Raw genomic sequence first — 11,548 nt, forward strand, 5'->3', positions numbered from 1 at the left:
TGGGGGGCGCCAAACACCCCCCCCCCGTCCGCGCCCCCCCCCACACCCCCCTCTGTTTCTCAAAAAACAAACACCTGGGGGGCGGGTTTTATATCCCCCCCCCCCCCCGCTTCCCTCTGGCCGGGCAGGAGCGTCAGGCGATCGCGGACACGCCCGTGACCGCGCGGCCAACGATCAGCGTGTTGATCTCATACGAGCCCTCGTAGGTGTAGATGGCCTCGGCGTCGGCGAAAATCTTGGCCATGCGGTAGTCCGTGACGATGCCGTTGCCGCCCAGGATGGACCGGCCCATGGCCACGGTTTCGCGCATCCGCGCCGACGTGTAGGACTTGGCCAGTGCCACCTGCGCCATCCCGGCACCGTCCGCCGCAGCACCGCCCATCCCGGCACCATGCTCCTGCAGCTGCGCGATCCGGACCATCATGCCCATGCTCGCCACGGCGTTTCCCAGCATGGACACCAGCTGCTGCTGGATGAGCTGGAACCTCGCCAGCGGACGGCCGAACTGCCGGCGTTCGACGGCGTACTGCCGGGCGACGTCGAACGCCGCCAGCTGCTGCCCCACCGCCTGCCACGCCACCATGATGCGCGAACCGAGGAGCAGTTCATTGGTGTCCTCGAAACTGCCAATGCCGGAGAAGCGGTCGGCCTCGGCAACCCGGACGTCCTCGAAAACGATGTCGGCGTTCTGCACGGTGCGCAGGGCGATCTTGTTCTCGATCCGGCTGCGGCTCACCCCGGTCAGGCCGGCGTCCACGATGAAGCCGCGCACCGCGCCGTCGGCCTCGTCCCGCGCCCACACCAGCATGTAGTCGCAGAACGTCCCGTTGCCGATCCACCGCTTGGCGCCGTTCAGCACCCAGCAGTCCCCGGCGTCGTCGGCCTCACCCGTAACGCCCGATATCCGGCGCGCCCGCGTCTCCATGCCGCCTGCCACGTCCGAGCCGTGGTCCGGTTCGGTCAGGGCAAACGCTCCAGTGGTTCGCAGGTTTGAGGCGTCGTCGAGATACCGGCGGCGCTGGTCCTCGGAGCCGAACCGGTAGAGCGACTCGACGAAGAGGTCGTGATGGACCAGGAAGAACGTGGCAATCGAGGTGTCCACCCGCGTCATCTCCGCGATCACCAGCCCGGCGAACAGGTGGCTGTAGCCGCGCTGGGCCGGCGTGCTCAGCTCCAGGGCGGCCAGCTTGGGGAGGATGTGTGCCGGAAATTCGGCCTTGTTCCACCAGTCCCCCGCGAACGGCGCGATCTCCGCAGCCAGGAAATCCCGCAGCTCGCGCAGCTTGCGCTGCTCGGAGGTGCTGAGCAAGGACTCGTAGCCGAAAAAGTCGGCGGTGGGCAAGGTGTCGACGGCGGGCGTCGCCTGCGCTGTCCCGCCTGGTTCAGCCCCGCCCGGCTTGGTGCCGCCCGCCGCCGCGCTGCCCAGGCCAGTGGCGCGAAGTCCGGTGCCGCTCACTTCGGGCCCATCCGGATGGCGCCATCGAGGCGGATGGTTTCGCCGTTGAGCATGGCGTTCTCCACGATGTGCGCAGCGAGGTTGGCGTACTCGGCGGGCCGGCCCAGGCGGGACGGGTGCGGCACCTGCCGGCCCAGTGACTCCTGCGCCTCCTGCGGCAGCCCGGCCATCATCGGGGTCTCGAAAATCCCGGGGGCGATGGTGACCACGCGGATCAGTGACCGGGCCAGTTCACGGGCCAGCGGCAGGGTCATCGCGGCCACTCCGCCCTTGGAGGCGGCGTAGGCAGGCTGGCCGATCTGCCCGTCGAACGCGGCCACCGAGGCGGTGTTGATGATGACGCCGCGCTCCTCCCCGCCGAGCTCGGTGTCTGCAGGTTCGGTGGCGGCCATCGCAGCGGCGGCCAGCCGGACCACGTTAAACGTCCCCACCAGGTTGATCTGGATGACGCGCTGGAAGTTCTCCAGCGGCAGCACGCCGTCGCGCCCCATAACCTTGCCCGGCGTGGCGATCCCGGCGCAGTTCACCACGATGCGCAGCGGGCCCAGCCCCACGGCAGCGTCGACGGCGGCCTGCACCTGATCCTCGCTGGTCACATCCGCGGGAACGAAAACCGCCCTGGGGGCTGCCGACTGCTGGTCCGCGAGGTTCTGCGGGCCGGCCGCATTCAGCTCATCGGCGTACGCGGCACCGGCCGAGGAGGCGAGATCGGCGAGCACCACGGAAGCGCCGGCGTCGAACAGCCGGCGGGCCGTGGCGGCGCCCAGGCCGGATGCACCACCCGTGATGAGCGCGACGGAACCCTCGATTTCCATACATCCTCCTTGATGCGGAACCGGTCGATGCGGATCCGGATCCCGGCCGCGAAACGTTAGTTAGTGAATGTTAACTGAAATGGGTGACGGATGCACCCCGGGCCGGCGGCTCACCAGGCAGACCGTTCGGTAGGCTGGCCAGATGACCAAGCCGCATGCCGACGTCACCCCGGACGCCGCCGAGCCCGCCACCGCCTGGGCGGAACGGGCCGATGAGGCAGCACGGTCGGTAACGCATCTGTTCGGCCAGCGGCTGTTTTTCCTGCCCGGGACGCACATCGCGGCCACCGCGCGCCCCTCCGGCCGGATCGGGAACCTCCGCCGCCCGTGGCACTACTGGTGGCAGGCGCACTACCTGGACTGCCTCGTGGACGCGGGTTTTCGAGAACTCGGAGGAGCCGGGCGCGGTCCGGAAAAGTTCGACGGCGCCTCCCGCCCCAGCGCCGGCCAGCTCGCTTCGCGGCTGGTCACCGGCATCCGGCTGCGGAATTTCCTGACGTACGTCAACCATTACTACGACGACATGGCCTGGCTGGCCCTGTCCACACTCCGGCTGGAGCGGCTGGCCGAAGAGAGCCGCAGCCCCAACCCCCGGCGGCAGGAGAGAATCCGCAAGAGCCTGACGCTGCAGTTCGACTCGGCGTCCACCGACGACCTGGGCGGCGGCACGTTCTGGAGCACCAGGCGGGACTTCAAGAACACCCCCGCAACGGCCCCGGTGGCGCTTTACTATGCACGCACGGGCAACACCGCCAAGGCGCAGGCCCTGCTCGACTGGCTGGATGCGCGGCTGTTCGACCCCGCCCGAGGGCTCTACCTGGACGGGATCCGGGTCCGCAACACCGGGGAGACCGTGCTGGAGGACGCAATCTACACCTACAACCAGGGGCCTGTCCTGGGCGCCCTGCTGGAACTCGGCGGCACCGCCAACCTGGAACGCGCCGCAACCGTGGTGCGCGCAGTGGCGGAACACCTCACCCTGCCGGCCGCCGTCACCAACGGGACAGGACCCCCGGAAAGCAAGGTTCTCCGCTGCGACGGAACGGGCGACGGCGGGCTCTTCACCGGCATCCTCACCAGATACCTGGCGCTGGCCGCCAACGACCGGCGGCTGCCGGCGGACGTCCGGACCACCGCCGCCGGCCTCGTTGCCGGCACGGCCGGCGCCCTCTGGGCCGGCCACCGACTGATCGCGGCGGGCGAACCGCTGGGCCGGCACGGACGGGCCGGGTACCCCCTATTCCCTTTCGAGCCGGAGCGGCCGGCGAGCGACACATATCCGGCGGGCGCCGCCGTCGAACTTTCCACCCAGCTTCAGGCCTGGATGGCCCTGGAGGCAGCGGCGTCGGTGTCAGCAGCGTCAGCGGCAGCCGGCAAAGACAGCAATTAGGACACGCAACAGTTTCGTAATTGATGTGATCCTCATCACTTAATGCCCCTGTCGCTTGGTGCTTAGGTTTGGCTAACCTACAGTTTTTCGAGTGAGCTTTGCCTAACTTCCCCAGCTCACTAAGGGCCTCGCCCACGAGACTTTTGCAGAAAGAAGCACCCCGATGAAGATCCGCACCAACGCGCTGGCCGGCATCGCGATCGCCGCCACCGCAGCCCTTGGCCTCTCGGCCTGCGGCTCCAGCACCTCCCCCGCTGCCTCGTCCTCCGCTGACGCCTCCAAGGGCGAGATCACGGTCTACAACGCCCAGCATGAAAGCCTCACCAAGGAATGGGTGGACGCGTTCACCGCGGAAACCGGCATCAAGGTGACGCTCCGCCAGGGTGATGACACCGAGATGTCCAACCAGATTGTCCAGGAAGGCGCGGCCTCACCGGCGGACGTCTTCCTCACCGAAAACTCCCCCGCAATGGCGCAGGTGGAGAACGCCGGCCTGTTCGCCGACGTCAACAAGGACACGGTGGCCCAGGTTCCGGCGGAGTTCCGCCCCAGCACCAACAAGTGGACCGGCATCGCCGCGCGCTCCACCGTCCTGGTGTACGACAAGAACAAGATCTCCGAGGACAAGCTGCCCAAGTCCATGCTGGACCTGGCCAAGCCGGAGTGGAAGGGCAAGTGGGCCGCCTCCCCGAGCGGCGCCGACTTCCAGGCCATCGTCTCCGCCCTCGTTGAGCTCAAGGGCGAAGCCGCGGCCGAGGCGTGGCTGAAGGGCATGAAGGAAAACTTCACGGCCTACAAGGGCAACAGCACCGCCATGAAGGCAGTGAACGCCGGCGAGGTCGACGCCGCGCTGATCTACCACTACTACTACTACGGCGACCAGGCGAAGACGGGCGAGAACTCCAAGAACGTCACGCCCTACTACTTCAAGAACCAGGACCCGGGCGCGTTCCTGTCCGTCTCCGGCGGCGGCGTGCTGAAGTCCTCGAAGAACGCTGAGAACGCCCAGGCCTTCCTGAAGTTCATCACCGGCAAGAAGGGCCAGGAAGTCCTGCAGAAGGGCACGTCCTTCGAGTACGCCATCGCTTCCGGCGTCCCCGCCAACGACAAGCTGGTTCCCATCAAGGAACTCGACGCTCCCACCGTGGACCCCGCGAAGCTGAACTCCGCGAAGGTCACCGAGCTGATGACCAAGGCAGGACTGCTCTAATTCTGTGACCACCCAAGTATCGGCGCCGGAAATATCCGGAAGCACGACGACGGCGGGCCGGGGCAAGCGCCCCCGCCCGCCTTTCGGCGTTTCCGCAGTAGGCGTCATGGCGGTGCTGATCGCCCTGTTTTCCCTCGTTCCCCTCGGCTACGTCGCGGTGATGACCGCGGCCACGGGCTGGGACACCGCCCTTGCACTGATCGTGCGCCCGCGCGTCGGTGAGCTGCTGCTCAACACCGTGCTCCTGATTCTGCTCACGGTGCCGCTCTGCCTCGTCCTGGGTGTGGGCGGCGCATGGCTCGTGGAACGGACCACGCTCCGCGGGAAGAAGGTCTGGGCCGTGCTGCTTGCGGCGCCGCTGGCCATCCCCGCGTTCGTCAACAGCTATGCGTGGGTTTCCGCGGTGCCCTCGCTGCACGGCCTGTTTTCGGGCGTGCTGATCGCCACGCTCTCCTACTTCCCGCTGGTCTACATTCCCGCCGCCGCGACGCTGAGCCGCCTGGATCCCGCCGTCGAGCAGTCTGCCGCGTCCCTGGGCCTCGGGGCCTGGCGGGCGTTTTTCCGGGTGGTACTGCCCCAGCTGCGGATCGCGATGACCGGCGGCGCGCTGCTGGTGGCGCTGCACCTGCTGGCCGAGTACGGCGCCTTCGCGATGATCCGGTTCGACACGTTCACCACCGCCATCATGGTGCAGTACCAGTCCACCTTCAATGGCACCGCAGGCACCATGCTGGCCAGTGTGCTGGTGTTCTTCTGCCTCCTGCTGCTGCTGGTCGAGGTGCGCAGCCGCGGCACGGCCCGGTACGCCCGCGTGGGATCCGGCGCGCAGGCCAGGGCCCTGCGCCTGCCCCTGCACGCCTACCAGGTGCCGGCCCAGCTGGCACTGCTCGGCCTGACCCTGCTGGCCTTCGGGCTGCCGCTGCTGTTCGTGCTCCGCTGGATCTTTGCCGGCGGAGCGGAAATCTGGGCAGCAGACGAATTCGTTCCGGCCCTGTGGCAGACCCTGCTGTACGGGCTGGCGGGCGCCGCGGCCACCACCGTTGTCGCTTTCCCGATGGCGTACCTGGCCGTCCGGCATGCCGGCTGGTTCAGCAAGGCACTGGAACTCTCCAACTACGTCACCAGCTCCATGCCGGGCATTGTGGTGGCCCTGGCCTTCGTCACCGTCAGCATCCGGCTGCTCCCGAATGTTTATCAGACGGCGGGCGTCCTGGTGGCCGCCTACATCCTCCTCTTCCTGCCGCGCGCGCTGGTGAACATCCGTGCCGGCCTGGCGCAGGCGCCCAAGGAACTGGACGAGGCAGCCCAGGCCCTGGGGACGCCCCCGCTGCTGTCCTTCATCCGCGTGACGCTCCGGCTCACCGCCCCCGCTGCCGCCGGCGGCGCGGCGCTGGTGTTCCTCGGCATCGCCAACGAACTGACGGCCACGCTGCTGCTCTCCCCCAACGGAACCCGGACCCTGGCCACCGAGTTCTGGAGCAAGAGCAGCGAAATCGACTACGCCGGGGCTGCGCCGTACGCCCTGCTCATGATCGTGATCTCGGCGCCCATGACCTATTTGCTCTTCCAGCAGTCCAAGAAAGTAGCGGGACAGTGACCGAACAATCCCCGTCCAGGCTTCCGGAACCACGGATTTCACGGTCCGTGGCGCCAAGCACCAACAGCCACCTGGAGATCGACGCCGTCACCAAGAACTTCGGCTCGCAGGCCGTCCTCAAGGGCGTCAACCTGTCCGTGGCCAAGGGCGGAACCACCGCGATCGTGGGCCCCTCGGGTTCTGGCAAGACCACCCTGCTCCGGCTGATCGCCGGCTTTGAACACCCGGGCACCGGCAGCATCTCGCTGAACGGTTCCCCGGTGGCGGGCGACGGCGTGTGGAAACCGGCGCACAAGCGCCACGTCGGCTACGTGGCGCAGGACGGTGCCCTGTTCCCGCACCTGACGGTGGGGCAGAACATCGCGTTCGGGCTCAGCGCGTCAAAGCTCGACGGCGGCCGGCGCGCGGTTAACGCGCGGGTCAACGACCTCCTCGAGATGGTGTCGCTGGACACGGCCATGGCCAAGCGCCGGCCGCACCAGCTCTCCGGCGGGCAGCAGCAGCGCGTCGCCCTGGCCCGCGCACTGGCCCGGGAACCCGAACTCATGCTGCTGGACGAGCCGTTCTCCGCCCTCGACGCCGGGCTGCGCGTCGCCACCCGGCGCGCGGTGGCCAAGGTCCTCAACGAGGCCGGGGTGACCACCATCCTCGTGACGCACGACCAGGCCGAGGCGCTCTCCTTCGCGGACCAGGTGGCTGTCATGCGGGGCGGCAAGCTGGCACAGATCGGCAACCCGTTCGTGGTGTACACCCGGCCGGCGGACCGCGCCACGGCCGAGTTCCTGGGCGACGCCGTGATCCTCGATGCCTGGATGGAAGGCTCTCTGGCCACCTGCTCGCTGGGCGGGATCCCCGTCCGGCGTCCGCCCGCGCAGGGCCGCGTCCAGCTCATGCTGCGTCCGGAGCAGATCCGGATCGCCGAGGACGGACCCATCCGCGGCGTGGTGGTGGACACCGACTACTTCGGCCCCGAAACCACCGTGCGGCTCAAGCTGGCCGTGCCGCCGAAACTGGCGGGCGCCATGCCCGACCACCGCTATCCCGGCGGCGGTGAAGTGATCACCATCCGGCACTGGAACGCGTCCATCGCCCAGCCCGGCACGGAGCTGTGCCTGCGCGTGGTGGGGGAAGCCGTGGCGTTCCCGCTCGAGTCCGACTGACCGCCTGCGCCTACGCCGGCCTTTAGCGTCCCGTCAGCACAGTGGCCAGCGGGGTGTACTTGAACGACTTCAGCGTCAGCGTCCCGCCGGCCGTGGCGGCGCTGACCGCCGGCTGCCCGGACTTCGGCAGCACCACCGACGTCAGGGTCTGCTCGCCGCCGTTCACGAAGACCTCCACCGAGGAATAGTCCACGAACACGGTCAGGTCCACGCTGCCCCTTTCCGGTGAGCTGCCCGGCGCGCTGCCGCCGCGGGGCGGGGCCTGCGCGCTCCTGCGGTCCGTGAAGAGCGGTCCGAGGGCTTCCGCGCCCGGGACCACGGCCGCACGGTCCACCCACGCGGTACCAGCCTCGAAGTTGTAACCCACCGTGGCATAGTCCGAACCGCCGTTGCCCAGCTTCAGCACGGCTTCCGTGCCGTCGTCGCCCGCTGCCCGTTCCAGCGTCACATCCAGCCGGTACGCTCCGCTTGAGGGCGCGGGAAGCTCGCCGGCGCCCGCCGGGGTGAGCGCCCTGGTGGCCGCGGTCCTGGCTTCACCGTCCAGCGCGGACAGGGCCGGCGTCGGAGTGGAGACGAGCGTTGGCCTGCCCTGCACGGTCTTCAGCCGGATGTCCCGGACGATCGAGTCGGCGCCGCCCTGCCAGTCGGTGGTGGGCAGTTGCCGGGCGTACGTCCAGTTGTTCATCCAGCCGATCGCGTGGCGGGACGCCATCCGATCGTTTTCCGGGAGCCGGGGATCGTCCCAGGTGACGGCGGCATAGAAGTCGGAGCCGGCGTCGAGCCATTGGTGTTTGTCGTCTGCGGGGGTGAACGTGGTCCCGTCAAACGTCCCGGTCCAGTAGGTAACCCCGGTGGTCCGGCCTTCCGCGGTGCCGTTCGCGCTGGCTGCGAGGACCCACGTGCGCTTGGCGGGGTCGCCGTCGACATCCAGCTGGAAGAAGTCAGGGCATTCGAGGATCCCCAGGCCCTTCCGTTCGAAGCCGGACACATAGCGCCAGTCCTTGAGGTTCTTCGAGGTGTACAGGCCGATCTTCTCCCCCTCGGCCAACGCCATGACCCACTGTCCGCGGGCCTCGTCACGGATGATTTTGGGATCTCGCCAGTGCTGCGCGCCGGGGTTGTCCATGACCGGATTCCCGTCGGCGGCCTTGAACGTGTAGCCCTTGTCCGTGGAGTAGAACAGCGACTGCCGCTGCACGCCCTTGTCCTGCTGGGTCATGACGGCGACGACGGCACCCTTGCCGAAGCCGGCGGAGTTGTCCTGGTCCACCACGGCGCTGCCGGTCTCAATGTCCCCGAGGCCGTTCTTGAACTTCTCGATGGCTACGCCTTCGTCCTTCCAGTGCACCAGATCCGTGCTGGTCACGTGGAACCATTCGGTGCCGTTCCCCTCGGGGTGGTCCGCGTTGTAGAGGTAGTAGTAGTGCCACACCCCGTCCAGCAGAAAGGGCCGCTGCGGATCGTTCATCCACTCCTTGGCAGGGGTGAGGTGGTAGGAGGGCCGGAACTGTGAGGCGCCCTCGGGCCTGCTGAACGATTTCGGGGCTGCACTCTGGGTGCCGCTGCCTTGCGTTCCGTCGCCCTGGGGTCCGGCGCCGCCCGGTGTTCCGCCGTCGTTTGAACGGCTGGCCAGGCCGATTATCGTAGCCGTGGACAGCACCAGAGCCAGGATCACCGCCAGCGCAATCCACCGCCCACGGGGGCCGAGCGTGCGTAGGGAATACCGCTGCATGTTCGCCGTTCGTGTTGGAGAGTTGGCATCAATTTTAGCGCGGACGGCCTTTTGCCTACCGGCACCGTGTTCGGCAGGCTCAACCCGCGGAATTCGGCCCGGGGCGCTTCTTCTGCGGATACGGCGTCTCGCCGCGCGCCAGCATCCCGACAAATCCGGCGATCTTCCGCTCCCGGGTGGCCGCCTGTTTGACCGAGTTGGTGCGGTAGATCAGCGCGTACCGGTTCACCGAGGTCAGCACATCGAACATGGCCTGCGCCTCGGGCACGGCGGCGATGGCGGCGGCCAGATCAGCCGGGACCTCCGCCGTCGCCTGTCCCGAATAGGCGGCCTCCCAGCGGCCGTCGGCCTTGGCGGCGTCGACGGCGGCACGCCCCGGGACTGTCATTTTCCCTTCCGCTTCAAGGCGGGCCACGTGGCCCACGTTCCTTTCGGACCAGGGGCTCTTGGCGCCCCGGCGGGTCATGCGCTGGAGGTAGCTGTCGCCGTCGCGCTTCTTGACCTGGCCGTCGATCCAGCCGTAGCACAGCGCCTCGTCCAGGGCGGCGTCGTAATCGAGTTCGGTAACGTTGCCGCCTTTCTTGTGCAGGACGAGCCACACGCCGGGGCTGTCGCTGTGGTGGGATTCCAGCCACGTCCGCCAGGCGGCGGCATCGGGCACCAACAGTTCCTCGAGTTCAACGGCCATGCGCCCATTCTGCCCCGGCCGCCCCGTGATTCACCCCGGTGCCACGCGATTCAAGACGTGGCATCATGGCCATGTCGGCGCCTTTTCGGGATCCAGGTGTTTCGAGTTCGAGGAGAGAGCATGCTTCGTGTCCGCCCCATCCATTTCACGTCCCGGGTTGAACCCTGGGAGCGGCTCCTCACTGACCTGGGGATGATCAAGTCCACCGACGAGGGCTCCTGGCGGGAGTACGACGCCGGAGCGGGCCGGCTGGCGCTGCACCAGGCCGAGCCGGGCGCGGCGGAGGACGGCGTCACGCACTTTGGCGTGGAGGTCGGCGATCTCGAGGAGTTTGCCCGGCGCACCAACCAGTCCGGCGCGGAATCGGACACCTCCTCCGCCGAGCTCGTCCGGGCGGACCATGGCGACTCGTGCCGGATCACGGGCGCGGACGGCTTCAGCTTCTTCGCCGACAAGGCCGGCCACGGGGCCAACTGTGCGGATGCGGATCCGGCGCTGGCCGTGGTGGAGGTCTGGTTCAGCGAGGACGTGACAGCCGCCGCCCAGGCACTGCGGGACATCGGCGCCCGGTTCCGGCCGGTCCCGGACGACGACGAAACCGCCGATTTCACGGCCAAGAACGGCGGTGTGCTGATGGCGCGTCCAGGCACGGGCACCGCGCATGCGGGCCTGGGATTCGAGTACAGCGGGGATCTTGAGGCACTGCGGGACCGCCTCACGGTCGCGGGACACGACGTGACGCTGACCGAGGAGGCCTTCGGACGCACCCTGCATGTTGCGCACCCGGACAATGGCGGTGCGGCGGGACAGCGGGCACCCCTCTGGATCTCGGCCAGGCGCCCTTCGTAGCCCAAATCGAGTGGCGAGATCCCGTCGCTTTGACGGCCGCAAAGCGTCGGGATCTCACGCCTCGGCGGCCGGACCTGTGGCGATGGGGTAAAAATGATTCATGAACGTGCGCACCCCTGACCCCAACCCCGGCTGGCTCTCGGACGAAGATCTCTTCGAAGCCAGAGGCAGGCTCCCCATGGTCTACGTGGAGGCGGTGCCGGTCCGGCTGGATCCGCTCGGGTTCGTCAACGAGGTGGGCACGCTGCTGCAGGCGGACGAGGACGGCACTATGGTCCGGTCCCTCGTCTCCGGCCGGGTGCTCTACCGCGAGACCATCCGCGCCGCCCTCCTTCGCCACATGGAAAAGGACCTCGGCCCGCTGGCATTCCCCCAGCTCCCCATCAGCCCCGTGCCGTTCACCGTGGCCGAATACTTCCCGGCACCGTCCCACACCGGCTTCACCGACGACCGCCAGCACGCCGTCTCACTGGCGTACATCATCCCCGTGACCGGCGAATGCGACCCCCGCCAGGACGCGCTGGAGCTGACCTGGATGACTCCCCAGGAAGTGCTCAGCGACGGTGTGCAGCTCGAGTTCACCGGCGGCCGCGGCGCCCTGGTGCGGCAGGCTTTGGCCTACGCCGGGGTGGGCGCCTGACGCCCGGGAGC

10 protein-coding genes are annotated in these 11,548 nt (G+C 68.3%); 6 read left to right on the forward strand and 4 right to left on the reverse strand.

Features of this window, described 5'->3' with window-relative positions; genetic code table 11:
- Positions 1 to 133: 133 nt before the first annotated feature.
- Entirely contained in the window at positions 134 to 1,342 is a 1,209-nt protein-coding gene (locus ACFRAU_RS09915; RefSeq protein ID WP_377999834.1) for an acyl-CoA dehydrogenase family protein, read from the reverse strand.
- Positions 1,343 to 1,452: 110 nt separating this feature from the next.
- A complete protein-coding gene (locus tag ACFRAU_RS09920; RefSeq protein WP_377999782.1) occupies positions 1,453 to 2,271 on the reverse strand; it encodes an SDR family NAD(P)-dependent oxidoreductase in 819 nt (272 codons plus the stop codon).
- Positions 2,272 to 2,413: 142 nt separating this feature from the next.
- On the opposite strand from ACFRAU_RS09920, the gene ACFRAU_RS09925 reads away from it, so the two are divergent.
- From ACFRAU_RS09925 to ACFRAU_RS09940, 4 genes are all read left to right on the forward strand, one after another.
- Positions 2,414 to 3,661 carry a glycoside hydrolase family 76 protein gene (locus ACFRAU_RS09925; protein WP_377999783.1) on the forward strand — a complete coding sequence of 416 codons (1,248 nt, stop codon included), beginning with the start codon at positions 2,414 to 2,416 and terminating at the stop codon, positions 3,659 to 3,661.
- Between the two features lie 163 nt (positions 3,662 to 3,824).
- Positions 3,825 to 4,871, forward strand: coding sequence for an iron ABC transporter substrate-binding protein (locus ACFRAU_RS09930; protein WP_377994503.1), 1,047 nt, complete (start codon positions 3,825 to 3,827; stop codon positions 4,869 to 4,871).
- A gap of 4 nt (positions 4,872 to 4,875) precedes the next feature.
- Positions 4,876 to 6,468: an ABC transporter permease gene (locus tag ACFRAU_RS09935; protein WP_377994501.1), complete on the forward strand. Its 1,593-nt coding sequence runs from the start codon at positions 4,876 to 4,878 to the stop codon at positions 6,466 to 6,468.
- Positions 6,465 to 7,628, forward strand: coding sequence for an ABC transporter ATP-binding protein (locus ACFRAU_RS09940; RefSeq protein WP_377994499.1), 1,164 nt, complete (start codon positions 6,465 to 6,467; stop codon positions 7,626 to 7,628). Before ACFRAU_RS09935 ends, ACFRAU_RS09940 begins: the two co-directional genes overlap by 4 nt.
- A 22-nt stretch (positions 7,629 to 7,650) precedes the next feature.
- Here the strand turns inward: ACFRAU_RS09940 and ACFRAU_RS09945 are convergent, their stop codons facing one another.
- Complete coding sequence (locus ACFRAU_RS09945; protein WP_377999784.1) at positions 7,651 to 9,360, reverse strand: glycoside hydrolase family 32 protein; 1,710 nt, start codon at positions 9,358 to 9,360, stop codon at positions 7,651 to 7,653.
- 79 nt (positions 9,361 to 9,439) lie between these two features.
- Positions 9,440 to 10,048 (reverse strand): YdeI family protein, encoded by a 609-nt coding sequence (locus tag ACFRAU_RS09950; RefSeq protein WP_377994495.1) that lies wholly within the window; start codon positions 10,046 to 10,048, stop codon positions 9,440 to 9,442.
- Positions 10,049 to 10,168: 120 nt separating this feature from the next.
- Here ACFRAU_RS09950 and ACFRAU_RS09955 point away from each other — a divergent pair, with 120 nt between their 5' ends.
- Both ACFRAU_RS09955 and ACFRAU_RS09960 read left to right on the forward strand, forming a co-directional pair.
- Complete coding sequence (locus ACFRAU_RS09955) at positions 10,169 to 10,897, forward strand: VOC family protein (protein WP_377994494.1); 729 nt, start codon at positions 10,169 to 10,171, stop codon at positions 10,895 to 10,897.
- A 100-nt stretch (positions 10,898 to 10,997) separates the two neighbouring features.
- Positions 10,998 to 11,537, forward strand: coding sequence for an NUDIX hydrolase family protein (locus ACFRAU_RS09960; protein ID WP_331571980.1), 540 nt, complete (start codon positions 10,998 to 11,000; stop codon positions 11,535 to 11,537).
- Positions 11,538 to 11,548: the final 11 nt, after the last annotated feature.

Origin of the sequence: Arthrobacter sp. NPDC056691 (assembly GCF_042791415.1) — a bacterium.
Taxonomy (GTDB): domain Bacteria; phylum Actinomycetota; class Actinomycetes; order Actinomycetales; family Micrococcaceae; genus Arthrobacter.

Excerpts from the sequence above, each read along its gene's own strand:
- ACFRAU_RS09930 (WP_377994503.1), top strand. The coding sequence starts at position 3,825 with ATGAAGATCCGCACCAACGCGCTGGCCGGCATCGCGATCGCCGCCACC.
- ACFRAU_RS09945 (WP_377999784.1), bottom strand. The coding sequence starts at position 9,360 with ATGCAGCGGTATTCCCTACGCACGCTCGGCCCCCGTGGGCGGTGGATT.
- ACFRAU_RS09925 (WP_377999783.1), top strand. The coding sequence starts at position 2,414 with ATGACCAAGCCGCATGCCGACGTCACCCCGGACGCCGCCGAGCCCGCC.
- ACFRAU_RS09920 (WP_377999782.1), bottom strand. The coding sequence starts at position 2,271 with ATGGAAATCGAGGGTTCCGTCGCGCTCATCACGGGTGGTGCATCCGGC.
- ACFRAU_RS09955 (WP_377994494.1), top strand. The coding sequence starts at position 10,169 with ATGCTTCGTGTCCGCCCCATCCATTTCACGTCCCGGGTTGAACCCTGG.
- ACFRAU_RS09960 (WP_331571980.1), top strand. The coding sequence starts at position 10,998 with ATGAACGTGCGCACCCCTGACCCCAACCCCGGCTGGCTCTCGGACGAA.
- ACFRAU_RS09950 (WP_377994495.1), bottom strand. The coding sequence starts at position 10,048 with ATGGCCGTTGAACTCGAGGAACTGTTGGTGCCCGATGCCGCCGCCTGG.